Origin of the sequence: Rhizobium sp. Pop5, from assembly GCF_024721175.1 — a bacterium.
Lineage (GTDB): Bacteria > Pseudomonadota > Alphaproteobacteria > Rhizobiales > Rhizobiaceae > Rhizobium.
In genome coordinates this window covers 1518470-1541655 of record NZ_CP099399.1, presented here as the reverse complement: position 1 = coordinate 1541655, position 23186 = coordinate 1518470, and the positions used below count along the sequence as shown (strand labels likewise).

Below are 23186 nucleotides of genomic sequence, written 5' to 3'. Positions count from 1 at the left end.
AAGAGCAACAAAAAACCCGCGCCGATGGAAGGCGCGGGTCAAATCGCAGAAAATCAGATGCAATCAGCCGCGGATGATCGAACGGCCGGCATACTGGGCCTGAGGGCCGAGGCCTTCCTCGATACGGATCAGCTGATTGTACTTGGCAAGACGGTCGGAACGCGACAGCGAGCCGGTCTTGATCTGGCCGCAGTTGGTGGCAACCGCGAGATCGGCAATGGTCGAATCTTCCGTTTCGCCGGAACGGTGAGACATGACGGCCGTATAGGCAGCCTTGTGCGCCGTGTTGACCGCGTCGAGCGTTTCCGTCAGCGAGCCGATCTGGTTGACCTTGACGAGGATCGAGTTGGCCACGCCCATGCGGATGCCGTCGCGAAGGCGGGCAGAGTTGGTGACGAAGAGATCGTCGCCGACGAGCTGCGTCTTCTTGCCGATGAGGTCGGTCAGCGTCTTCCAGCCGTCCCAGTCGTCTTCGGCCATGCCGTCTTCGATCGAGATGATCGGGTACTTGGCGGCGAGTTCGGCCAGATATTCGGCCATGGCGCCCGGCTCGAGCGTGCGGCCTTCACCTTCGAGAACATACTTGCCGTCCTTGAAGAATTCTGTCGAGGCGCAATCGAGGCCGAGGTAGATGTCCTCGCCCGGCTTGTAGCCGGCTTTTTCGACCGACTTCACGATGAAGTCGAGGGCTTCCGAAGCGCTCTTCAGGCCTGGTGCGAAACCGCCTTCGTCGCCGACGTTGGTGTTGTGGCCCTGTGACGCAAGTTCCTTGCGGAGCGTGTGGAAGACTTCCGAACCCATGCGCACGGCTTCGGCGATCGTATCGGCGCCGACTGGCAGGATCATGAATTCCTGGAAGTCGATCGGATTGTCGGCATGAGCGCCGCCATTGATGATGTTCATCATCGGCACCGGCAGCAGGCTTGCGGAAGCGCCGCCGACATAACGATAGAGCGGCAGGCCGGAAGCCTGGGCGGCAGCCTTGGCGACAGCGAGCGAGACGCCGAGGATGGCGTTGGCGCCGAGGCGCGACTTGTTCGGCGTGCCGTCAAGCTCGATCATGATGCTGTCGATCTGGATCTGGTTTTCGGCGTCGATACCGCCGATCGCGTCGAAGATCTCGGTGTTGGCGGCATCGACCGCCTTCTGGACGCCCTTGCCGAGGTAGCGCTTGCCGCCGTCGCGCAGCTCGACCGCCTCATGCGCGCCCGTCGAAGCGCCCGAGGGAACCGCCGCGCGGCCCATGCTGCCGTCTTCGAGATAGACATCGACTTCGACGGTGGGGTTGCCACGGCTATCAAGAATCTCGCGGGCAATGATATCGGTGATTGCAGTCATGGGTTCTTCCTGCTCGGGTGGGTGATAAATCGTTCGAAACCTGTCTTAATCGAAGGTGCGCAAATTACAATGCTGCATGACGGCACCTTCGATTGCGTATCCAATCGTGGCTATAGCACGATCATGTCAGGCCTTTGACTGTCAGCTCTTGGCGACGGCGTCGAAGGCAAGCAGCTTTTCGAGGAGTCGCGGCATATCCTTGAGATAGACCATGTTCGGGCCATCGGAAGGCGCATTGTCCGGATCCTGATGAGTTTCGAGGAAGACGCCCGCGATGCCGGCAGCCACCGCCGCACGCGCCAGCGTTTCGACGAATTCCCGCTGACCGCCGGAGGAATCGCCCTGCCCGCCCGGCTGCGCCACGGAATGGGTGGCATCGAAAACCACAGGCGCGCCCATCGCCGCCATGATCGGCAGCGAACGCATGTCGGAGACCAGCGTGTTATAGCCGAAAGAAGCGCCGCGCTCACACAGAAGCACGTTCGGATTGCCGCTGGCGTTCAGCTTCTTCAGGACGTTCTTCATATCCCAGGGCGCGAGGAACTGGCCCTTCTTGACGTTGACGACGCGGCCGGTTTTAGCGGCGGCAATGAGAAGGTCGGTCTGCCGGCAGAGGAAGGCCGGGATCTGAAGGACGTCGACGGTCTTTGCCACCTCCGCGCATTGCTCGGCGGTATGGACGTCGGTCAGGACGGGAAAGCCGAATTCCTTCTTCAGGTCAGCAAAGATCTCCATGCCCTTTTCAAGCCCGATGCCGCGTTCGGCCGAGAGCGAGGTACGGTTCGCCTTGTCGAACGAGCTCTTGTAGACGAGGCCGATGCCGAGCTTTCCGCAAAGCTCCTTCAGCGTGCCCGCCACCATGAAGGCGTGATCGCGGCTCTCCATCTGGCAGGGCCCGGCGATCAGCGACAGGCGGCCGGTATTGGAAAAGGTGACCTGAGCGTCGCCTTGGCCGATCTTGACTTCGGAATTCGTATTGGTGCTCATCATCTTTCCTCGAAGGCGAAGAGCGTGCCCTGGCCGGGCGCGGGCTTCACCAGAATGCGATTGTTCTTGCGTGTGTAGGTCACCCCGTTAGCAGCCAAATGCGCTTCTGTCACGGCAAGATCGCCGACATTGAAGAGGATCGCCCGGCCGCGCAGCCCCCGCTCGGCGGGCGAGACGGCAATCTCGAAATAGGCTTCCAGCCCTTCCGGCGTCATCAGGCTGATTCTCGCATTCGACGCCGCGATCTTGACGCCAAAACCGGTTTTCTCAATTGCCGACTGCGCAGCGGCAAGGCTGACGAACGGGCCGAACGTGGCTGGTTCCGGCGCACAAAGCGCCACCTCGGCAATGCCGGTGACGCCATTGGCATGTTTCTCCAGCGCATCACGATCGGCGGGAAGCGGGTTGATGCGCTGACAGGTGAAGAGCAAGAGATCGGGCGCACGCAGATCGCCCGCGAAGGCCAATTTGAAGCTGCCGACGCTCTCGGAACCATCCGGCATCTTCATCGGCCGGCTGAACTCCAGCATCTCGCCGGCGCTCGATCCCGTGCTGGCGAACTTCTCATGGTCGCGGGCAGAATCTTCCGTGGCGAAGACGATTGCCGAAAGCCCCTCGTCTCCGCAGCGGAAGCGGAAGGCCTGGTTGCGGGCGGTGAAGACATTGCCTTTTCGCGCTGATGCGTCGCTCTCCTCGACGCTCGCGACGCCGAGCGGCTCCAGATAGGTTTTGTCGGCAAAGAAGACGCAGGCGTTTTCCGTCCCGAAGGGATGACGGGCATCGGCGGCGACGGTGAAGCCGAGCTTGCCGAGCCTCTCGCGCGCCAGGTCGATATTGACGACGGGAAGCACGACATGGTCCAGCGGGTGCGGCGTGGCGGAGCGCTCGTTCATGATATCCCTCTCCCTGAAATGGCTAGAGATGTGCAGCAGCGATCATCTGAATTCAAGATTGCCTGCCGATTGGGCTATGAAAATAAAAATCTCAACGAGTTGATGCGAAGTTTTACGGAAATTTAGCTACTTGCGGAACACATATGGAACATATAGTGTCCGTTCTGGATTTGTTTCAATCACGGGGTCTGACGTCGATGCTCACGCGCAAACAACAGGAGCTTCTCCTTTTCATTCATGAGCGCATGAAGGAATCCGGCGTTCCACCGTCTTTCGACGAGATGAAGGATGCCCTGGACCTGGCCTCCAAATCCGGCATCCACCGCCTGATTACCGCACTCGAGGAGCGAGGTTTCATTCGCCGCCTACCGAACCGTGCTCGCGCTCTCGAGGTCATCAAGCTTCCGGAAGCCTACAGCCCCAGCATTCAGCCCCGGCGCGGCTTTTCGCCGAGCGTCATCGAAGGCAGCCTCGGCAAGCCCCAGCCGGTCGCCGCTCCTGCTTCGGTAAAGCCCGTCGCCGACAATGGTAACTCGATCTCCGTGCCCGTCATGGGGCGAATCGCCGCCGGCGTTCCGATTTCGGCTATCCAGAACAACACGCATGACATCGTCGTTCCGGCCGACATGCTCGGTTCTGGCGAACATTATGCGCTGGAGGTCAAGGGCGATTCGATGATCGACGCCGGCATCTTCGACGGCGACACCGTGATCATCCGCAACGGCAGCACCGCCAGCCCCGGCGACATCGTCGTCGCTCTCGTCGACGACGAGGAAGCGACGCTCAAGCGCTTCCGCCGCAAGGGCGCCTCGATCGCACTGGAAGCGGCCAACCCGGCTTACGAGACCCGTATCTTCGGGCCGGATCGGGTCAAGGTTCAAGGCAAACTCGTCGGCCTTATCCGCCGCTATCATTGACATCGGCTGTGCCGGAATCGGTAAAGCTGTCGCTGCGCCAGTCATAGGCGCGATGGCGCATCCATGGCCTCGACAAGGTGTCGAATGCGGTCGCGACTTCAAGGCCGCCATCCGTAAAGCGCAGCTCGAGGGAGCCAGTCCTGCGCAGCGTTTCACCGGTGAAGAGTGATGCGCCTGTGCGGCAGCGATCGAAACGCAGCCGTACCGAAGTCACGATGATATCGGCGGCATCGCAGGCGGGGCCGAGATAGGCGGCATTGTCGATGACGGTCACGACTTTTCCATTGCCAAGTCGCGATACGCACCAGGCCTTCTTCACGCAGGAAAAGCGGTTTGTTTCACCACCGGTCGCCGCCGCCCGCATCGCGACCCTCGCTTCGTCCTGCTGATCGCCGGAAAGCCTGACGCGACGACCGTCTCCCTCGGGAATGGCGGGGCCGTCCAGCATCTTCGGCGGATAGTGGGTCGGCAGGACAAGTGCTCTCTGCCACTGGTCGAAGATGAAATCCGGCGGCCTTTCACGATTGGAGGCCAATGCCGCCCTCTCGGCGATCGCGACAAGTCCGCCATCTTCCGAAATCACCAGATCAGGCGATCGGGGGACCGGCAGGACGATCAGGGTCAGCGTCGAAGCCGCGATAATGGCGGTGCCGATATGGCGCAGCCGGGTGCGCAGCAGCATCATGAGCAGGAAGCCCGCAACCGCCACGGCGAAATACCAGCCGGGCAAGCGGCCGACGCCGATATCACCGCCCCAACCCGATACCGTCTTGGCGATCTTCATCACCAGCTCAAGGCCGAAGCCTGCGACCTGCCAAAACGGACCGTCGAGGCCAAAGGGCATCAGCAGCATCGCCATCATTCCGAATGGCATGACAATGCAGGAGATGACTGGCATGGCCGCAAGGTTCGCCGGAAGTCCATAGGCAGTCAGCCGATGGAAATGCTCGATCGAAAACAGTGCGGTCGATAGACCGCCAATGAGCGAGGTCAGGAAGATGCCGCCAAAGAAGCCTCCGACCACGAAGACGGGCTTCATGACCGGCAGCTTGGCAAACGCATTCTCCCGCATCGATCGCCTTTTCCAGAGATCGTAGCCGGCAACCAGGGCAAGCGTTGCCGCAAAGGACATCTGGAAGCTCGGTCCCAGCACTTCCGACGGCGAGATCGACAGGATTACGAGAGCTGATAGGGCCACGTTTCTCAGGCTGATCGACGGCCGGTCGAAGAATACGGCAATCAGCATGATCGCCATCATGATGAAGGCGCGTTCGGCAGAGACCGCGAAGCCGGAGATCAAATAGTAGGCTGTTACGGCGGCAAGCGCACCGGCTGCGGCGATTTTCTTTGTCGGCCAAGCCTGGGCAATGCTCGGAAGCAGGCTGAGGATGACGCGCAGTCCGACAAAGAAGATGCCGGCCGACAATGCCATGTTGAGACCAGAGATGGCAACGATATGGGCAAGGCCGGACTGCCGGAGCGCCTCCGTCGTCTCATCCGAGATCGCACGTCTCTCATCAGTGACAAGAGAGGCAGCAAAGGCGCCGGTATCGCCGGGCAAGACCAGCCGTATGCGGTCGCCGATGCCGCTGCGCAACCGGTATAGCCATTCGAGCAGAGCGTCCGATATCGATCCGGCGCTTTCCGGCTCCGCTTGCGCATCGACCTTCGTCGGCGCGCCGTAGAAGAAACCATTCGCGCCGATGCCATCGAAGTAGGCTCCGAAGGAGAAATCGTTGAGCTCGGGAAGCGCCGGGCCTGCCGGCGGTGTCAGCCGAGCCCTGCCTGATATGATGTCACCGATCTCGAAGGGAACATCCGCACCGCGGACGATCGCGGTTATGCGCTCCGGCGGCCGCTTCACCTCCGGTGCCTCGGTGTCGCTGACGGCAAGAATGTAGCGCCATCGCCCGCGACCATCGCCTTCGCGCCGCTCGACGCGGCCGGTCACGGTCGTCGTCACAGATGAATCGAGGATTACCGTCGAGGCTCGCCATGTCTCGAACTGCGCCGAGAGCATGCCGCAAATCACGAGCGCAAGCGCAAGCAGCGTCGCCCGCAATGCAACTCTGCTGCTGCCCACGACGAAGACCATGACCGTCAGGACCAGCAGGCAGACGAGCGAGGCGACCATCGGCATGTCCGATGCCGCCAGAAACCAGAAGGCTGCGCCTGCACCGATGAAAACCGGAGAGAACAGCAGCAGGCGACCATGATCCACCTCCTCGCCCAGCATACCAATGCCGGCACGCAGCGATCGCGAAGCTTCGACCGGCAGCCGGTAGCGCAAGGGCGTGGCCAACTGCGTTCTTGCCGGCTGCGTCGGCACGGCATGCGGAGAAAAGCCCAAGGAATCGGCAGCGCGGGCATCTGTTTCCGGCCTTATTTCGACTGTTGTCAATTCCTGCATGTGTCGCCCGAGATCTCCCGCGGAGGTAGCCAGAATGCAACCTCCAATCAAATCCGGCAAGAATAATCGATTGAAATATGAGGGAAAATCGGGAGCGCCAAAAATCCAGTTGAATCATCGGCTTCCGCTATGCGTGCGGCTCATCGCTGCAGTGCCTAAAAGGTGATGCCGCAATGCACAAAATGCCGTCACAGTAACTTGGCATTAGCTTCGCGATCATATAGCTATCGGTGAGGACGCTTAACCCCTATGGCGCTTTTAAGGCGCTACCGACATTTCGGAGGATCAGCATGACGGATCAAAGCGCTACAATAAAAATCGGTGACAAATCAGTCGACCTTGCCGTCAAAAGCGGCACGATCGGCCCAAGCGTCATCGATATCGGTGCCCTGTACAAGAACACCGCTTCCTTCACGTACGATCCGGGTTTCACCTCGACCGCATCCTGTGAATCGAAAATCACCTACATCGACGGCGACGAAGGCGTTCTGCTGCATCGCGGCTATCCGATCGAGCAGCTCGCCGAGCATGGCGACTTCCTCGAGGTCTGCTACCTGCTTCTCTACGGCGAACTGCCGACGGCCGCGCAGAAGAAGGATTTCGATTACCGCGTCACGCACCACACCATGGTGCACGAGCAGATGAGCCGCTTCTTCACCGGCTTCCGCCGCGATGCGCATCCGATGGCGGTCATGTGCGGCTGCGTCGGCGCGCTGTCGGCCTTCTATCACGACTCCACCGACATCACCGATCCGCACCAGCGCATGGTCGCCAGCCTGCGCATGATCGCCAAGATGCCGACGCTTGCCGCCATGGCCTACAAGTACCATATCGGCCAGCCCTTCGTTTACCCGAAGAACGACCTCGACTATGCGTCGAACTTCCTGCGCATGTGCTTTGCCGTTCCTTGCGAGGAATATGTGGTCAATCCGGTGCTTGCCCGCGCCATGGACCGCATCTTCATCCTGCATGCCGACCACGAGCAGAACGCCTCGACCTCGACCGTCCGCCTCGCCGGTTCGTCGGGCGCCAATCCGTTCGCCTGCATCGCCGCCGGCATCGCCTGCCTCTGGGGCCCCGCTCACGGTGGCGCCAATGAAGCAGCGCTCAACATGCTGAATGAGATCGGCACGGTCGACCACATTCCGGAATATATCGCCCGCGCCAAGGACAAGAACGATCCGTTCCGCCTGATGGGCTTCGGTCACCGCGTCTACAAGAACTACGATCCGCGCGCCAAGATCATGCAGAAGACGACGCATGAAGTGCTCGGCGAACTCGGTATCAAGGACGATCCGCTGCTCGAAGTGGCGATGGAGCTGGAGCGTATCGCGCTCACCGACGAATATTTCATCGAGAAGAAGCTCTATCCGAATATCGACTTCTATTCCGGCATCACGCTGAAGGCGCTGGGCTTCCCCACGACCATGTTCACCGTGCTCTTCGCGCTCGCCCGCACCGTCGGCTGGATCGCGCAGTGGAACGAGATGATCGAGGATCCGGAACAGCGCATCGGCCGTCCGCGCCAGCTCTATGTCGGCGAACCGAAGCGCGATTACATCCCGGTTTCGAAGCGCTAAGCGCTGAAACCAGACAAAAAGAAAACCCGGTCAGAAACGGCCGGGTTTTTTATTGGCAAGAACATCGAGCAAAATCTGCGCCGCATGCTCTCCAGGCGGTCTTTCCGTCTGCATCCGCTGCCAGATGAGCTCGTAGCCTTCCTTCATCGCCTTGAGTTGGTAAGTGTCTGTTGACAGTCTTTCCATCCAGCGCGCTAGGCTTGCGCCGCGAACGATATCGTTCAGATATTCGGGCACGATCGCGTAGTCGGCAATCAGGTTTGGCAGCGCACCGGTCCAGGTCTTGATGCTCGAGGTCAGCATACGCATGATCCAATCGACCTTGTAGGCGGAGACGACGGGAACCCCGGCAAGCGCCAGTTCGAGAATAACGGTTCCGGACGCCGCCATGGCTGCATCGGCTTCAGCGAAGGCTTTCCATTTTGCCTCCGCGCCGATAACGATCTCGGGCTTTACCGACCATCCCGCTGTCATTTCGCGGACAAGCGCCTGCTTGTGCGCCACCGTCGGCAGAATGAAGCGCATCGGTCCATTGCGGGCGACAAGCTCGTTGGTCGCGGCCTCGAAGTAAGGCAGGAGATTCTTGATCTCGGAGGAACGAGAGCCGGGAAGAAGAAGGATCGTGCCGTTTCCGGGCTGCCTGCCGGCCCGCAGGCGCCGGGTCTCCAGCAGCGCAGGGTCGGCGGTCAGGCGATGCCCCACATAGGTCGTTGCCGGTCCACCGAGCGTGCGCATCGTCGCCGGCTCGAAAGGAAGAACGGCGAGCACATGATCGACATAGCCGAGCATGCGCGTGGCGCGGTATTCCTTCCAGGCCCAGACGCTCGGGCAGACATAATTGACCACCGGCAGATCAGGCAGCGCGGTGCGAACCCGCTTGGCAACGCGATGGGTGAAATCCGGGCTATCGATGATGAGAAGAATATCCGGCCTTGCGGCGACGATATCAGCTGCCGTTCGACGGATCAGGCTAAACAGCCTCGGCAGCCGGCTCAGCACCTGAGTGATTCCCATGATCGACAGCTCGGAAAAGTCGAACAGAGATCGCAAGCCCTCGGCCTGCAGCCCCTCGCCGCCGACACCGACGAGTTCCACCGGCCCGCCATGAATACGCTTCAGAGCGGCGATGAGATCGGCGCCGAGCAGATCACCCGACACCTCACCGGCGATCACGGCGATCTTCAGCGGCGTTCCGCTCATTCGAGCCCCCATGCCGGCAGGCCGCGGTCGATGCCGCAGACGAAAAGCCCGGCCTCGTCGGCGGCCTTGATAACGCCGGCGCGATCGAGCACCAATGAACGGCCGGCTTCGATGGCGATGCCGCCAAGACCGGCCTTTCTTGCGTTCAAGACCGTGGAAACGCCGATCGCGGGCAGGTCGGCGCGAATATCCTGCTGCGGCTTGCAAAGCTTGACCAGCGCGCCCCGGCGGCGCGGCGAGATCCGCCCGGCTGCTCTGAGACCTGTCACGCGCTCCAGCATCTCGTCGGTGCCCTCGAGACCCTCCAGCGCAACGACGCGCCCGCCGATGCTAACGGCCCCCTGCCCGACATCGAGCCGGCCGAGCATTTCGGCGGCTTCTGCCGCACGGGTGATATCGCGCCGGTCTTCCTCGCCGGGCGCCACCGCGCCAAGCGGGCCGACGGCCGCAAGCAGATCGGGAGCAATCTCATGGGCGCCGACGACGCGCCGGCCGTTTCCCTCGATCAACCGGATCACCATCTGCAGAACTGTATCGTCGCCGCCGGACAACAGGGTGCGGATAGCAGCCGGCACCTTCATCAGGATACGCAACGTCGGGCGCACCTCGCGCCATTCCGGCCGGCGGCGCACGCTGCCCGACATCACGACACGACCGATGCCATAGCGATTGAACAATCCATCAAGGGCCGCGAAATCGCCGATACCGACGACGGCGTGGTCATACTCTTCCCAACACCGCTCGCTTTCGTCCTTCAGCGCGACGATGACGGGATTTTCGCCGGCGGCGCGGGCGGCTTCGGCGACATAGGAAGGCAGAAGGCCGCCGCCGGCGATGATCGCCAGCCGGCCCGCAGCGGTGTCGCCAGATAAAGCCACGGACTAGCCCTTCTGCCCCCGGGTGGGCGAAGACAGGGCGCGGTCGCTATCGGCAGCGATGAAATCGAGGATCTGGATCACCTCCACGCAATCTGCATATTCCTCGCGGATGGCGGCGGCGTTTTCACGAACGGAGGCCGTTCCTTCGAAGATCGCCTTGTAGGCGCGGCGCACTCTGTGGATGACGGCGCGGTCGACGCCGGCGCGCGTCATGCCGACGACATTGAGGCCGCTCAGCAGACCGGGATTGCCGTTCAGCATACCATAGGGAATGACATCGTAGCTCACCGCCGAAAGGCCGCCGACGAAGGCCTGGCGGCCGACGCGCGTGAACTGGTGAACGGCCGAGCCGCCACCCAGGATGACGCGATCCTCAATGACAACGTGGCCGGCAAGCATAACATTGTTCGACATGATCACGTGGTTGCCGACACGGCAATCATGCGCGACATGGGAATTGGCAAGGAAGAGGTTGTTGTCGCCGACGATCGTCTCACCGCCGAAATCGGCCGTGCCGGTGTTCATCGTCACGCCTTCCCGGATCGTGCAGTTAGCGCCGACCGTCAGCGTCGTTTCCTCGCCGCCGTGATGCACGCTCTGCGGATCGCCGCCGACGACAGCCATCGGGAAGATGCGCGTGCCCTTGCCGATCGTGGTGCGGCCGGTGACGACCGCATGCGCGAGAAGCTCGACATTCGCATGCAGGACGACGTGCGGCCCGACATGGCAGAAGGGACCGATTTTGACGCCCTCATCGATAACAGCCCCGTCTTCGACAACGGCCATCGGATGAATACGGGCGCTTTCGGCGATATTGCTCATGCCTGATCCCTATGAACGATCATCGCGCCGATATCGGCTTCGGCGACAAGCGCGCCATCGACTTTGGCGTCGCAATGGAATTTCCAGATATTGCCGCGCTGCTTGTGCTTCTTGACATGGAATTCGACACGATCACCGGGCACCACGGGCTTGCGGAAGCGCGCATTCTCGATGGTCATGAAGTAGACGAGATTGCCGGGCTGACCTTCCTTCTTGGCGCAGATTGCGCCTGCCGTCTGAGCCATGCCCTCGATCAGCAGGACCCCCGGCATGATCGGAGAATCCGGAAAATGGCCCGTGAAATGCGGTTCGTTCACAGTCACATTCTTGATGCCGATCGCCGAATTGTCACCGTCGATCTCAATGATCTTGTCGACCATGAGAAATGGGTAACGATGCGGCAGCAGCTTCATGATTTCGATAATGTCAGCCGAAGAAAGCGTTGTCGTGGCTTCCTCAGTCATCTTGCTTGCCTCCAGGGTTCCTTCCGCGCAGCTTGCTCTTCGAGACTTGCTGCGCGGCCTCTCTCAGATAGTCTTTTAGCGGACGTGCCGGGACACCGCCATATTGTCCGCCGGCGGCAAGGTCGGTCATGATACCGCTTTTGGCGGCGATCTGCACGCCGTCACCGATCGTCACATGCCCCTTGATGCCGACCTGGCCACCAATCTGCACGCCATTGCCGATCTTCGTACTTCCAGCGATGCCAACCTGGGCGACGATGGCACAATGGCGGCCGATCTGCACGTTGTGGCCAATCTGCACCTGGTTGTCGATCTTGGTGCCCTCGCCGATGACCGTGTCATCCATGGCGCCGCGGTCGATCGTGGTATTCGCGCCGATCTCGACATTGTCCTGGATGATCACCCGGCCGATCTGGACGATCTTGATCATGCCGCGAGGACCCGGCGCATAACCGAAACCATCCTGGCCGATGCGCACACCATTGTGGATGATGACGCCATTGCCGATCAGCGCGCAGAGAACGCTCGCGCCGGCAGCGATCGAGCTATCCCGACCGATCTTGACATTCGGGCCGATGATGGCGTGCGCGCCGATGCGCGTGCCTTCGCCGATCTCGGCATGCGCACCGATCACGGCCAACGGCTCGACAATCACGCCTTTTTCAAGCTTGGCGGTCGGATCGATCACCGCGCTCGGCGCGATCTCGGTTTCGTCTGAAAGGCGAACGGGACGCAGCGCCGCGGGGTAGAACAGGCCGCCGGCCATTGCGAATGCCGCATGCGGATTGGACGACAGAATGACCGGAATATGCGAAGGCACGAGATCGGCGAGCGCCTTGTCGCAGATCACCGCCGAGGCCTCACATGTCGTCAGTTCATCGCGGTTACGACGCGACAGGATATAACAGACATCCCCCGCCCGCGCCCGGCTGATAGGGGCCACGGACCTAACAATGACATTGGCATGGTCGGAATTGGCAAGTTCCGCCCCAAGAAACTCTGCCAGCTCAATGAGCTTCAGACCTTCATGGGGCAGAAAAAAAACGTTTTGCTCCATCGGCAATGCTCCAGAACGGAATTGAGTCTTACAGTTCCGGACTGCCGATATCAGAATTGGTTGTTGATGCCAAACTTGAAGTTTTGCGTCTTGTCGAAGTCTTCCTTGAGAACCGGGATTGCGTAATCCAGGCGCAATGCACCGAAGGGAGACTGCCAGACGACGCCGACACCGACAGAAGCGCGCAGGGAGGCATCTTCGCCATCAATGCCGTCGCCCCTCAGGTCAACGTCGTTGCCGAACAACGTGCCGGCGTCGGCGAAGACCGCGCCGCGCAGGTTGAAATCGCGCGGGAAGCCGGGCATCGGGAAGGTCGCTTCAGCCGATGCCGTGAAATAGGTCGTGCCGCCCAGCGGATCATCTTTGCTGCCCGAAACACGCGGGCCAATGCCCTTGTTTTCAAAGCCACGAATATCGCCGTTGGTCAGAGTGAACTGGTCGAAGACATTCAGGTGATCACCGAAGCCGACGACGTAACCTGCCGAGGCCGAAACAGAGCCAATGATATCGGCATCGTCGGCGAGCAGGCGGTAATACCGTGCCTTGCCGTAGATCTTATAGAATTGCGAGTCGCCGCCGAGGCCGGCAATTTCCTGCGTCGCCGTCGCATAGATGCCTTCGCGCGGCAGGACCATATCGTCAAGCGTGTTGTAGGTCAGCGTCTGCGAGACGGAGGAACGCGTCCACGGGCTATCCTCGACGAGGTGCTGATATGGAGCGGACAGATCGGCAAGATCACTGTTGCTCGCATCATACTTCATCTGCTTGTAGTTATAACGGAAGGTCGTCGCCAGATCCTCGGTGATCGGCGCAGTGACGCGCAGGACGACACTGGTTTCCTCATAGTCGTAATTGCTGTTGCTCGACGTTTCGCTGCGATTGACGTCGAAGCCTGCCGCGAGACGATAGCCAAGGAAATAGGGCTCGGTGAAGCTCACGCCGTAGCTGCGCGAACCTTCTTCGCCGCCGCCGGCAGAGATGCGGATGTACTGGCCGCGGCCGAGGAAGTTCTTTTCCTCGATCGATGCTTCGAGCAGCAGGCCGTCGCCACCGGCCGCATAACCCGCACCGACGCCGAACGAACCGGTCGACTGATCCTGCACGTCAACGACCACAACAACACGGTCCGGCGAACTGCCAGGCTGAGTGGTGATGTTGACGGAAGAGAAGTAGCCGAGCGCTTCAAGGCGACGCTTGGCCTTAGTAATCATCTGCTGATTGAAGGCATCGCCTTCGCTCATGTCGAATTCGCGGCGGATAACGTAGTCGCGCGTGCGGCTGTTTCCGCGAATTTCGATACGCTCGACATAGGCGCGCTCGCCCTGGTCTACCAGATATTCGACGCCAATCGTGTTGTTGTTAAGGTCGCGATTGCCGCGCGGCGTTACGCGCGCAAAGGGATAGCCGGCAGAGGCCACCTGATCGGAGATCGCTTCGATCGACTTCTGTACTTCCTTGGCGCTGTAGAGCTGGCCTTCCTTCGTGCGCACCAGCGGCTGCAACTGATCCGAGCCGACGCCTTCGACGGTCGATTGGACGGTCACCGGCCCGAAATCGTAACGCTGGCCTTCCTCGATGTTGAAGGTAAGCGTGTATTTGTTGGTCGCCTCGTCGAACGTGGCATCGGAAGAAATGATGCGCATGTCGGCATAACCGCGATTGTAATAGAACTGCCGCAGCGCTTCTTCGTCGGCATGGAGCTTGTCTTCGTTGTAGACGTCCTTGCGGGTCAGGAACGAAAGGAAGTTCGAGCGCTTGGTCTGGATGACGGCAGCCAGGCGGCCGGCGCTGTAGGCATTGTTGCCGACGAAATTGATCGCGTCGATCTTGGTGCGGTCACCCTCGTTGATGACGAAAGCGAGGTTAACGCGACCTTCGCCGAGCGGCACGACCTGCGTCGTCACTTCGACTTCGCTGCGGCCGGTGGCGGCATAGGCATCCTTGATCGCCTGAATGTCGGACTGAATCTGAGTGTCGCTATAGGGGCCGGCAGCATGGGTCTGGACGAGCGTCGCGAGCTTGTCGTCCTTGATCTTGCGGTTACCGTTGAAGACGACCTGATTGACGAGCTGGGCTTCCTGAACGTTGACGACGAGCGTGCTTCCGGAAACCGAGATCTTCACATCTGAGAAGTAACCCGTTCCGTAGAGCTGCTTCACGGAGTTATCGATATCGGTGTTCGAAAAACTTTTGCCGGGCGCGATGGTGAGGTTCGACCGGACGGCTTCCGCGCCGACACGGCTTGCGCCGCGCACATCGATGCGCTGGATAACCGCGGCCTCAGCGGCCGTAGCAGAAACGAACGTCAAAGCACCTGCGCCCGAAGCAACAACACTAGCAGACAGCGCAACCGCCGATACTGCGTTCAAAAACTTTGAACCAGCCTTCATTTCACCTATTACCTTTTTTCCCTCGTCCCCGTCCCCGGGAGAACCCGATTCCGGTCACGTGTGTCGTTTTACCCGCTTTTGACATACAAGCAAGGGAGGTCGTTAATTTCTGTTTACTTCATTTCCAAGCGTGACCCATTCGCCACTACAGCCTTGAAACATCGTAAATAAATAGTAATTACCTCACCTTGCGCGTTTATCCTATGAGCGCGCTAATGTCGTTCCAAGTCGCAAAAACCATCAGTGTCAGTACCATCGCCAGGCCGATGCGAAATGCAATTTCCTGGGCCGCGGAGCCGAGCGGTTTCCCCCTCACGGCCTCCACCGCATAGAACATCAGGTGGCCGCCATCAAGTACCGGAACCGGCATCAGGTTAAGCAATCCTATCGAAACCGAAAGCACCGCAGCGAGCTGCAGCACGGCACCTATTCCAAGCGTAGCCATCTGGCCCGAAGCTTGCGCCACGCGGATCGGTCCGCCCAATTGATCGGCCCGCATCGATCCGGTCAGAAGATTGCCGATATATTTGAAGGTGCCGGTCACGATATCCCGGGTCTGGATCACGCCTTCGCGCAGCGCCTGGAGCGGCGTATAGGTCTGAAGACGGAAGTGGCCGACTTCCTGATTGGTGACGATCCCGATCAGCCCCACCTCGATCTTGTTGCCGAACTGGTCCGTCATATCGGTGCGTTGCGGCACCATCGGCAGGTCGAGTTTCTGGCCGCTACGCTCGATCGTCACGACGATCTTCTGGTTCGGGCGGATGCTGACATACCGGCGCACGTCGTCGAACGTCTCAACCTTGCCGCCGTCGATGGCGACCAGCAGATCGCCGGGAAGGATGCCGGCGGCCGACGCGGCGCTATCCGGCTTGACCTCGGCCACGACGGGATCGGCGACGGTGCGGCCATAGACCGCAAAAAGAATGGTGAAGATGGCGATCGCCAGCAGGAAATTGGCGATCGGGCCGGCCGCGACGGTTGCCGCACGTTTCCACAGCTTTGCGCCGGCAAAGGAACGTGCCCTGTCCTCCTCGGACATGGCAGCGAGCTTGTCGGCGTCGGGTTTGCTCGAGGCATCCTCGTCGCCGAAGAACCGGACGTAGCCGCCGAGCGGGATCAGCGAAATCTTCCAGCGCGTTCCGTGGCGGTCGGTGAAGCCGAAAATTTCAGGACCGAAGCCGACCGAAAAGGCGAGGATGCGGATTCCGCTCCAGCGCCCGACGAGATAGTGGCCCATCTCATGCACGAAGACGAGCAGCGAGAGCACGAGGACGAACGGAACGATATAGCCCGTCAAAAATCCGAATATGCCGGTCACCGCTTCCATGGGGTCCTTCCGTCAGGCTGCCGCGTCGTTAGAGGCCGAACAACGCCGCACCGAGCGACGTCATTCCGTTTCCCTTTATCACGGAAAAAAGCCCAGCAAGCAAGAACGCCGAAAAGCAGGCGAAAATCAGTCCATCGACCCGGTCCATGACGCCGCCATGCCCCGGAATGAGACGGCTCGAATCCTTCACGCCGAATTTCCGCTTGATGAACGATTCAAAAAGATCACCCGACTGGCTGCAAACCGACAAAACAAGCGCCACGCAAGCGGCGATGATTTCAGCGCCGGGAAGAAGAAAATGCACGAGAAAGACGCCGGCCGCGACCGCTGAAACGGCGCCGCCTATTGCGCCTGACCATGTCTTTCCTGGTGAGATCGAAGGCGCCAGCTTCGGACCGCCAAGCGCCCGGCCGACGAAATAGGCCAGGATATCGGTTGCCCAAACGACGGCGAAGACGAAGAGCATGGCGTATAGGCCCGGCCGATCGTCACTTCTGATCGCGGCAAGGGCCAGGCCGGTGGCACCTGCATAAAACAGACCTGCCGGAAACCAGCGGCTCGCGCCATGTACGATAATCAGAGCGATGCCGACGGCGGTGACGCCGACCAGCATGCCGGCGGCAAATTCGAAATTGCCGACAAGCACGAGAAAAGCAATCGCCGCCTCGCCGATCCAGCCGACGGCATTGACGACCCAGTCACGCGCGACGCCCGTAATCCTGGACCATTCATAGTAGATCAGCAGGCCGATTACCGCCGCCAGGGCGCGGAAGGCAAGGCCGCCGTACCAGGTGGCCGCAAGAACAATGACAGCAAGAATCAGTCCCGAAACGATGCGGAGCTTCAATTCCCTCTGCATCAGGTGCCGACCGCAGCTGCTTGCGACGACAGGCCACCGAAGCGCCGGTCGCGAGAGGCGAATTTTTCGAGCGCAGAGCGAAAGACATCGGGGCTGAAATCCGGCCAATATTCCGGAAGAAAGACGAATTCCGAATAGGCGGCCTGCCAAAGAAGGAAATTGGAAAGCCGCTCCTCGCCGCTGGTGCGGATGATAAGATCGGGATCGGGGATACCGGCCGTGTCGAGCCGGGCGTTGATCAGCGCGGGCGTAATGTCCTGCGCCCTCAGCCGGCCCTCTTCGACATCTCTAGCCAAGCTCACCACGGCGCGTGAAATCTCGTCACGCGAGCCGTAGTTGAAGGCGATGACGAGCGTCAGCGCGCTATTCTCTTTGGTCGTTTCCTCCGCCTCCAGCAGCAGGCCGAGAATGTCGCTTCGCAGGGTGTGGCGGTCGCCGATGACCTTGATACGCACGTTCTGGCGATGAAGTTCGGCAAGGTCGCGCCGAATGAAGGCCTTGAGCAGGCCGAGCAGATCGGAGACCTCGGCCTCGGGCCGTCGCCAGTTCTCCGAGGAGAAGGCAAAGAGGGTCAGATATTTGATGCCCGCGGCGGCGGCGGCGCGCACCGTCTCGCGCACCGTCTCGACACCCTTGCGATGACCCATCGTGCGCGGCAGACCGCGCTGCTTGGCCCAACGGCCGTTGCCGTCCATGATAATGGCAACATGCTCTGGCACAGTTACAAATGCAGCTTCCGACATTTCCCGTCCGGTCTTTCCAGGCAAAGGCACAGATCCCTTAGACCTGCATGATTTCCTTTTCCTTCTCAGCAAGCAAGCGGTCGATGTCGGAAATCGTCTCGTCCGTCATCTTCTGTACGCGCTCCGACTGCGCCCTGCCCTCGTCCTGGCCGATCACGCCATCCTTTTCGGCCTTCTTGAGGCCGTCCATGCCGTCGCGGCGGACGTGACGAATCGCAACCTTGCTCTTTTCGGCGTAATCATGGGCCACCTTGACGAGCGACTTGCGGCGCTCCTCGTTCAGTTCCGGCAGCGGGATACGCAGGTTCTGGCCATCAACGATCGGGTTGAGGCCGAGATTGGATTCGCGGATGCCACGATCGACTGCGCCGACCATCGACTTGTCCCAGACGGAAACAGTCAGCATGCGGGGCTCGGGTACGGTGATGTTGGCAACCTGGTTCAGCGGCATGCGCGAACCATAGGCCTCGATCGTCACCGGGTCGAGAATATTGGCCGAGGCGCGGCCGGTGCGCAGCGATGCAATGTCGCTCTTGAACGCGGAAACCGCGCCGTCCATGCGGCGCTTCAGTTCCTTGATGTCGATACCTTCACTCATGTCGATACTCCCGTCTGGAGAGGACTGCGCCGAATACGCGGCGCAGCTCTTATCAATTGTCGGAGACGATGGTCTTGAGGCCACCGCCCGTCAAGATTTCAGCAAAACCGCCTTTCTCGTGGATCGAGAAGACGATGATCGGAATGGAATTTTCCCTGGCAAGCGCCACGGCGGCAACATCCATGACCGCAAGTCCCCTGTCCAGAACTTCCTGGTGGGTCAGGCGATCGAAGCGGGTCGCATCGGGATATTTCTTGGGATCGGCAGTATAGATGCCGTCCACCTGGGTGCCCTTGAAGATTGCTTCCGCGCCCATTTCGGCGGCGCGCAGTGCTGCGGCAGAATCGGTGGTGAAGAAGGGATTTCCGGTGCCGCCAGCAAAGATCACCACGCGACCCATCGACAGATGATAGAGAGTTGCGCGCTGCGAGAAGCTCTCGCAGATCTCAGGCATGGAGATGGCTGAAAGCACCACCGTATCGATGTTCAGCTTGCGCAGCGAGGTCGCCAGCGCGAGCGCGTTGATGATGGTGCCGAGCATGCCCATATGGTCGCCGGTCACCCGATCGCCGCCCTTGGACGCTACCGCGACGCCGCGGAAAATGTTGCCGCCACCGACGACGACGCCGACTTCCACGCCCATATGCCTCGCTTCGGCGATATCAGATGCTATGCGGTCCGCCACCGTGACATCAATCCCGAAACCCTGGCCACCCATGAGCGCTTCGCCGGAAGCCTTGAGTAGAACGCGTTTATAGACAGGCTCTAAAGACATCTTGGCTCCTCGTAAATTGCCGTGAATGCCCGATACACGAAGGGCATCGCGTTGTCACGCGATGCCCTGGCGTTTTCCAAATTATGGCTGGAAGATCAGCCCTTGACGGCAGCCGCAACTTCGGCTGCGAAATCGGTCTCTTCCTTCTCGACGCCTTCGCCGAGCAGAAGGCGGGCCATGCCGGCGACTTCGATCGGCGCGCCAACGGCCTTTTCAGCTTCCTTGATAGCAGCAGCAACCGTCAGGTCAGGATTGATGACGAAAGCCTGCGAGAGAAGTGCGACTTCTTCGAAGAACTTGCGCATGCGGCCTTCGACCATCTTCTCGATGATGTTGTCGGGCTTGCCGGAAGCGCGCGACTGCTCGATGAAGACGTTGCGCTCGCGCTCGGCGACGGCGGCATCGACTTCCTCAGGGCGGATCGCCAGCGGCGCGGTCGCAGCGATATGCATGGCCACCTGGCGGCCGATCGCGTTCAGGGCTTCCTTGTCGCCGGTCGACTTCAGCGCAACGAGAACGCCGAGCTTGCCGAGGCCGTCGGAAACGGCATTGTGGATATAGGTTGCGACGACACCGTCTTCGACGGAAAGCGCAGCCGAACGGCGCAGGTTCATGTTCTCGCCGATCGTTGCGACCGCGTCCTTGATCGTGTCGGAGACGGACTTGCCGGATGCCGGGTAGGTCGCAGCGGCAATGGCATCGACGGTGCCGTCGGTGGATACGGCGACCTTGGCGATGCCGCGGACGAGATCCTGGAAGGCGTCGTTACGAGCGACGAAGTCGGTTTCCGAGTTGACTTCGACGACGACGGCCTTGGTGCCGGCGCTCGCCACGCCGATGAGGCCTTCGGCAGCGGTACGGCCAGACTTCTTGTCGGCCTTGGCGATGCCCTTGGCGCGCAGCCAGTCGATCGCCGCTTCCATGTCGCCGCTGGTTTCAGCAAGAGCCTTCTTGCAGTCCATCATGCCTGCGCCGGTCTTCTCGCGCAGTTCCTTCACCATTGCAGCCGTAATCTCGCTCATTAGCTTCCTCTTGTCGGTTCATACGGTGGGCCGCAAAGCGCGGCGCGGCACCGGATTGACGCACGAAATGTACCTGTATGTATGACAGCGTGATGAAGACGCGTCATATCGAAACTTATCTGGCGAAGCGCCTGATGCCTTCGCCCTGAAACAGGCAAGGCCGCCGAACTTCGATGAGTCGCGAGCGGCCTTTCCCAGTCTCTGCAAGCTTTGGCGGATTTTTCGGTCCGCCCGCTTTCATCAGCCTTCGGCTGCTTCCTCGAGAGCCGGCTCGACCGGAACTTCGGAGGATGCGCCGAGATCGCGGCCGGAAGAGCTCTGCTGACGCGCGATGCCATCGATGGCGGCGCGGGAGATCAGCTCGCAGTAAAGAGCGATCGCACGCGATGCGTCGTCGTTGCCCGGGATCGGATAGTCGATCAGGTCAGGGTCGCAGTTCGAATCGATGATGGCGACGACCGGGATGCCGAGGCGCTTGGCTTCGTCGATCGCGATCTTTTCCTTGTTGGTGTCGATGATGAACATCAGGTCGGGAGTGCCGCCCATATCGCGGATACCGCCGAGAGCCTTGTCGAGCTTTTCACGCTCGCGCTCGAGGTTCAGACGTTCCTTCTTGGTGAAGCCCTGGGCTTCGCCGCCGAGGATTTCGTCGAGCTTACGCAGGCGCTGGATCGAGTTGGAGATCGTCTTCCAGTTCGTCATCATGCCGCCGAGCCAGCGCGAGTTGACGTAATACTGGGCCGAGCGCTTGGCGCTATCGGCGATGATCTCGGACGCCTGGCGCTTGGTGCCGACGAAGAGAACGCGGCCGCCGCGAGCAACGGTGTCGCTGACGACCTGAAGGGCGCGCGACAGCATCGGAACGGTCTGGGCCAGGTCGATGATGTGGATGTTGTTACGGTCGCCGAAGATATACGGCTTCATCTTCGGGTTCCAGCGGTGCGTCTGGTGGCCGAAGTGGACGCCTGCTTCGAGAAGCTGGCGCATAGAGAAATCGGGCAATGCCATGCCTTTTTATCCTTTTCCGGTTGAACCTCCGCAAGGCGAACAGCACCCTCTTCGAGGATGCCACCGGGCGGAACAGCCCGGATTTCTCCCGGACGATCCCATGCCTTACGTGTGGAATGGTGGTGCCCATACATTCGATTTGGCGCAAAAGCAAGGCTTATGCCAAAAAATCCGACCTCATTCGCCTCAGCTTGCCAACATCGACAGCAGCGACAGCATGACACCGGCGTCGGGCGTCGGGAGGACGGCATCGATCTCGGCCGGCAGCAGGCCCGATACGGCGCTGTCTGCATTACCCGTAGCTGTCCCGAGCGGACCGCGGAACCCATGCTTCGTCCAGGCAAGCTCCTGCAGCCTTGGGCTGGTCAAGGCCTCGATCAGTCGGTTGGCGGTCTCTTCGACGACGATCAGCGGATGCGCGGAATAGACGGTCGGGCGCGGATAGAGCACCACCGGCTTTGCGCCTGCGCTCGCCTTGATGCGCTCCCAGCGCGCGGGATCGGCGAGGATCCACTCGACCAGCTGATTCTCATAGCCGACGATCATCGGCTCGCCGCCGAGGCCGCCAGCCAGATACTGATCGAAAAGCTTGCCTGATGACGGCGACTTGAATCCCATGTTGCGGAAAATGGCCTGCACTTTGCTGCTGAACGTGGCAAGATCGGTTGAAGTCGCGACATTGCCGCTGAAAAGGCTGAGCACGAGGCCTGCGAACATGAAACCGGAATTGGAGCGGTTCGGATCGGTCGAGACAATGCGAGCACGGCCGTAGAGCGAATTGACGCCAAGTTTCGACCAGTCGGCACCGGCAAGGATGGCATCGAGCAGCGCCCTGAGATCGAGCTGGTGATGCCCTTCGTTCGTCACCGTTACCAATCCTGCTTTCATCAGTCCGTCGACGACGGGCTGCCAGGAATAGACGACAACAGGCGTGTTCAGCACGACGCGGTCGTTGCGGATGCCAAGGCCGTTCTGCCTGGCGATATCGACCATGATCGAGGAGGACGGCCAGAGAAATTGCGGATGCTGCGACAGCAGCGCCTGTTCGCGCACCATTTCCACCGAGCCGGCCACCCGGCTGTCAACCGTCAAGCCATATCCGCCGAGCGCCCTGATGACATCCGGATCGGCCAAGAAGGCCTCCTTCTCCCCGCCCACGAAGCCGAACAGCGTCGTGCGGCTACCGAGCAGGCCCTTTAGTTCCGGCCGATCACGCACGGCGAAATAACCGCCCGTGCCGACGACACCGGCTCCGAGCAATCCCACCCCAAAGGCGCGACGAGAAAGGGCCATCAGCGTCCGATATCCTCTTTGAGCGATGCCTGAATGAGGCGCAGATCAGTGTCGAGCGTGCCGAGCGACTCATCGACCAGGCTATCGGCATAATGGACGAAGGCGTCTTCGAGCTTTACCAGCACGGCGCGGACGTCTTCCAGCTGCTTGGGGTCGGGAGCGCGCTTGGCCTCGATGACGGCAAAACCTTCCGCCACCTCAGCAGCGCGCGGCAGATAATAGGAAAGGAACCGCCGCACAGCGTTCGCGCTTTCGGGTTTGGCCTCAACCTTGCCAAAGACATCGGCAGCGATTTCGGCAAGATGGCGAACAGCGATTGCGGTCTGACGATCGCTGATCGTGTCGGCGGCGGTCTCCAGCCGCTGCGCAAAGGGAACGGCGGCCTCCAGCAGATCGCGGGCGAAGGCGATGCGTCCGCTGCCGATGCTCCTGATATCGAGGCCTTCGAACAGCCGGCGCGGCGCCAGCAGAATAACGAGACCGGCAAAGACCAAAGCGGCGATGATGGCAGCGATCCAATAGGGCATGCCGGCAGCAAAGCTCAGAAGGGGCACGATAATTGCCGCCGCCAGCCCCGCCACGATCCAGTTACCGTCATTGCCGAGCCAGTTACGCATGCCCG

Annotated in this window: 21 protein-coding genes; 2 read left to right on the top strand and 19 right to left on the bottom strand. The window is 60.7% G+C overall.

Annotated features, from left to right (window positions below):
* Positions 1 to 63: 63 nt before the first annotated feature.
* The 3 genes from eno to NE852_RS09810 form a co-directional block, all read right to left on the bottom strand.
* A complete protein-coding gene (eno, locus tag NE852_RS09820; RefSeq protein ID WP_008526850.1) occupies positions 64 to 1338 on the bottom strand; it encodes a phosphopyruvate hydratase in 1275 nt (424 codons plus the stop codon).
* 141 nt (positions 1339 to 1479) lie between these two features.
* On the bottom strand, positions 1480 to 2325 hold the full coding sequence (gene kdsA, locus NE852_RS09815) for a 3-deoxy-8-phosphooctulonate synthase (protein ID WP_008526851.1): 846 nt from the start codon (positions 2323 to 2325) through the stop codon (positions 1480 to 1482).
* Positions 2325 to 3218, bottom strand: coding sequence for a VOC family protein (locus NE852_RS09810; protein WP_258156456.1), 894 nt, complete (start codon positions 3216 to 3218; stop codon positions 2325 to 2327). Before NE852_RS09810 ends, kdsA begins: the two co-directional genes overlap by 1 nt.
* Positions 3219 to 3415: 197 nt before the next feature.
* Here NE852_RS09810 and lexA point away from each other — a divergent pair, with 197 nt between their 5' ends.
* Positions 3416 to 4135, top strand: coding sequence for a transcriptional repressor LexA (lexA, locus tag NE852_RS09805; protein ID WP_008526852.1), 720 nt, complete (start codon positions 3416 to 3418; stop codon positions 4133 to 4135).
* Here the strand turns inward: lexA and NE852_RS09800 are convergent.
* Positions 4116 to 6545, bottom strand: a complete 2430-nt coding sequence (locus tag NE852_RS09800; protein WP_258156455.1) for a ComEC/Rec2 family competence protein — start codon at positions 6543 to 6545, stop codon at positions 4116 to 4118. The two genes, lexA and NE852_RS09800, sit on opposite strands and share 20 nt — an antisense overlap.
* A gap of 290 nt (positions 6546 to 6835) precedes the next feature.
* On the opposite strand from NE852_RS09800, the gene gltA reads away from it, so the two are divergent.
* Positions 6836 to 8125, top strand: coding sequence for a citrate synthase (gltA, locus tag NE852_RS09795; protein ID WP_008526864.1), 1290 nt, complete (start codon positions 6836 to 6838; stop codon positions 8123 to 8125).
* Between the two features lie 30 nt (positions 8126 to 8155).
* Here gltA and lpxB read toward each other — a convergent pair whose 3' ends face one another.
* The 15 genes from lpxB to NE852_RS09720 form a co-directional block, all read right to left on the bottom strand.
* Positions 8156 to 9325 (bottom strand): lipid-A-disaccharide synthase, encoded by a 1170-nt coding sequence (gene lpxB, locus NE852_RS09790; RefSeq protein WP_008526866.1) that lies wholly within the window; start codon positions 9323 to 9325, stop codon positions 8156 to 8158.
* Positions 9322 to 10203, bottom strand: a complete 882-nt coding sequence (locus tag NE852_RS09785; protein ID WP_258156454.1) for an LpxI family protein — start codon at positions 10201 to 10203, stop codon at positions 9322 to 9324. The genes lpxB and NE852_RS09785 overlap by 4 nt, the downstream gene beginning before the upstream one ends.
* 3 nt (positions 10204 to 10206) lie before the next feature.
* Positions 10207 to 11025, bottom strand: coding sequence for an acyl-ACP--UDP-N-acetylglucosamine O-acyltransferase (lpxA, locus tag NE852_RS09780; protein ID WP_008526873.1), 819 nt, complete (start codon positions 11023 to 11025; stop codon positions 10207 to 10209).
* Positions 11022 to 11489 (bottom strand): 3-hydroxyacyl-ACP dehydratase FabZ, encoded by a 468-nt coding sequence (gene fabZ, locus NE852_RS09775; RefSeq protein WP_008526874.1) that lies wholly within the window; start codon positions 11487 to 11489, stop codon positions 11022 to 11024. The genes lpxA and fabZ overlap by 4 nt, the downstream gene beginning before the upstream one ends.
* Positions 11482 to 12546 carry a UDP-3-O-(3-hydroxymyristoyl)glucosamine N-acyltransferase gene (gene lpxD, locus NE852_RS09770; RefSeq protein WP_258156453.1) on the bottom strand — a complete coding sequence of 355 codons (1065 nt, stop codon included), beginning with the start codon at positions 12544 to 12546 and terminating at the stop codon, positions 11482 to 11484. The genes fabZ and lpxD overlap by 8 nt, the downstream gene beginning before the upstream one ends.
* Positions 12547 to 12596: 50 nt before the next feature.
* Complete coding sequence (bamA, locus tag NE852_RS09765) at positions 12597 to 14936, bottom strand: outer membrane protein assembly factor BamA (protein ID WP_008526884.1); 2340 nt, start codon at positions 14934 to 14936, stop codon at positions 12597 to 12599.
* 196 nt (positions 14937 to 15132) lie between these two features.
* Positions 15133 to 16266: an RIP metalloprotease RseP gene (rseP, locus tag NE852_RS09760; RefSeq protein WP_008526886.1), complete on the bottom strand. Its 1134-nt coding sequence runs from the start codon at positions 16264 to 16266 to the stop codon at positions 15133 to 15135.
* Positions 16267 to 16294: 28 nt separating this feature from the next.
* Positions 16295 to 17125 carry a phosphatidate cytidylyltransferase gene (locus NE852_RS09755; RefSeq protein ID WP_008526888.1) on the bottom strand — a complete coding sequence of 277 codons (831 nt, stop codon included), beginning with the start codon at positions 17123 to 17125 and terminating at the stop codon, positions 16295 to 16297.
* Positions 17125 to 17868, bottom strand: coding sequence for an isoprenyl transferase (locus tag NE852_RS09750; RefSeq protein ID WP_008526889.1), 744 nt, complete (start codon positions 17866 to 17868; stop codon positions 17125 to 17127). Before NE852_RS09750 ends, NE852_RS09755 begins: the two co-directional genes overlap by 1 nt.
* Positions 17869 to 17905: 37 nt before the next feature.
* Positions 17906 to 18466 (bottom strand): ribosome recycling factor, encoded by a 561-nt coding sequence (gene frr, locus NE852_RS09745; RefSeq protein WP_008526891.1) that lies wholly within the window; start codon positions 18464 to 18466, stop codon positions 17906 to 17908.
* 52 nt (positions 18467 to 18518) lie between these two features.
* Entirely contained in the window at positions 18519 to 19241 is a 723-nt protein-coding gene (gene pyrH / locus NE852_RS09740; RefSeq protein WP_008526892.1) for a UMP kinase, read from the bottom strand.
* A 95-nt stretch (positions 19242 to 19336) separates the two neighbouring features.
* Complete coding sequence (tsf, locus tag NE852_RS09735) at positions 19337 to 20263, bottom strand: translation elongation factor Ts (protein WP_258156452.1); 927 nt, start codon at positions 20261 to 20263, stop codon at positions 19337 to 19339.
* Positions 20264 to 20503: 240 nt separating this feature from the next.
* A complete protein-coding gene (rpsB, locus tag NE852_RS09730) occupies positions 20504 to 21271 on the bottom strand; it encodes a 30S ribosomal protein S2 (protein ID WP_008526906.1) in 768 nt (255 codons plus the stop codon).
* 186 nt (positions 21272 to 21457) lie between these two features.
* Positions 21458 to 22564, bottom strand: coding sequence for a substrate-binding domain-containing protein (locus NE852_RS09725; protein WP_008526912.1), 1107 nt, complete (start codon positions 22562 to 22564; stop codon positions 21458 to 21460).
* Positions 22564 to 23181 (bottom strand): 5-bromo-4-chloroindolyl phosphate hydrolysis family protein, encoded by a 618-nt coding sequence (locus NE852_RS09720; protein WP_008526914.1) that lies wholly within the window; start codon positions 23179 to 23181, stop codon positions 22564 to 22566. The genes NE852_RS09725 and NE852_RS09720 overlap by 1 nt, the downstream gene beginning before the upstream one ends.
* Positions 23182 to 23186: the final 5 nt, after the last annotated feature.

What these genes read in the sequence shown, in the direction of transcription:
- gltA (WP_008526864.1), top strand. Translation starts at nt 6,836, where the DNA reads ATGACGGATCAAAGCGCTACAATAAAAATCGGTGACAAATCAGTCGAC.
- NE852_RS09720 (WP_008526914.1), bottom strand. Translation starts at nt 23,181, where the DNA reads ATGCGTAACTGGCTCGGCAATGACGGTAACTGGATCGTGGCGGGGCTG.
- rseP (WP_008526886.1), bottom strand. Translation starts at nt 16,266, where the DNA reads ATGGAAGCGGTGACCGGCATATTCGGATTTTTGACGGGCTATATCGTT.
- lexA (WP_008526852.1), top strand. Translation starts at nt 3,416, where the DNA reads ATGCTCACGCGCAAACAACAGGAGCTTCTCCTTTTCATTCATGAGCGC.
- NE852_RS09750 (WP_008526889.1), bottom strand. Translation starts at nt 17,868, where the DNA reads ATGTCGGAAGCTGCATTTGTAACTGTGCCAGAGCATGTTGCCATTATC.
- lpxD (WP_258156453.1), bottom strand. Translation starts at nt 12,546, where the DNA reads ATGGAGCAAAACGTTTTTTTTCTGCCCCATGAAGGTCTGAAGCTCATT.
- NE852_RS09755 (WP_008526888.1), bottom strand. Translation starts at nt 17,125, where the DNA reads ATGCAGAGGGAATTGAAGCTCCGCATCGTTTCGGGACTGATTCTTGCT.
- lpxA (WP_008526873.1), bottom strand. Translation starts at nt 11,025, where the DNA reads ATGAGCAATATCGCCGAAAGCGCCCGTATTCATCCGATGGCCGTTGTC.
- frr (WP_008526891.1), bottom strand. Translation starts at nt 18,466, where the DNA reads ATGAGTGAAGGTATCGACATCAAGGAACTGAAGCGCCGCATGGACGGC.
- fabZ (WP_008526874.1), bottom strand. Translation starts at nt 11,489, where the DNA reads ATGACTGAGGAAGCCACGACAACGCTTTCTTCGGCTGACATTATCGAA.
- kdsA (WP_008526851.1), bottom strand. Translation starts at nt 2,325, where the DNA reads ATGAGCACCAATACGAATTCCGAAGTCAAGATCGGCCAAGGCGACGCT.
- eno (WP_008526850.1), bottom strand. Translation starts at nt 1,338, where the DNA reads ATGACTGCAATCACCGATATCATTGCCCGCGAGATTCTTGATAGCCGT.
- tsf (WP_258156452.1), bottom strand. Translation starts at nt 20,263, where the DNA reads ATGAGCGAGATTACGGCTGCAATGGTGAAGGAACTGCGCGAGAAGACC.
- lpxB (WP_008526866.1), bottom strand. Translation starts at nt 9,325, where the DNA reads ATGAGCGGAACGCCGCTGAAGATCGCCGTGATCGCCGGTGAGGTGTCG.
- NE852_RS09810 (WP_258156456.1), bottom strand. Translation starts at nt 3,218, where the DNA reads ATGAACGAGCGCTCCGCCACGCCGCACCCGCTGGACCATGTCGTGCTT.
- NE852_RS09725 (WP_008526912.1), bottom strand. Translation starts at nt 22,564, where the DNA reads ATGGCCCTTTCTCGTCGCGCCTTTGGGGTGGGATTGCTCGGAGCCGGT.
- NE852_RS09800 (WP_258156455.1), bottom strand. Translation starts at nt 6,545, where the DNA reads ATGCAGGAATTGACAACAGTCGAAATAAGGCCGGAAACAGATGCCCGC.
- bamA (WP_008526884.1), bottom strand. Translation starts at nt 14,936, where the DNA reads ATGAAGGCTGGTTCAAAGTTTTTGAACGCAGTATCGGCGGTTGCGCTG.
- rpsB (WP_008526906.1), bottom strand. Translation starts at nt 21,271, where the DNA reads ATGGCATTGCCCGATTTCTCTATGCGCCAGCTTCTCGAAGCAGGCGTC.
- pyrH (WP_008526892.1), bottom strand. Translation starts at nt 19,241, where the DNA reads ATGTCTTTAGAGCCTGTCTATAAACGCGTTCTACTCAAGGCTTCCGGC.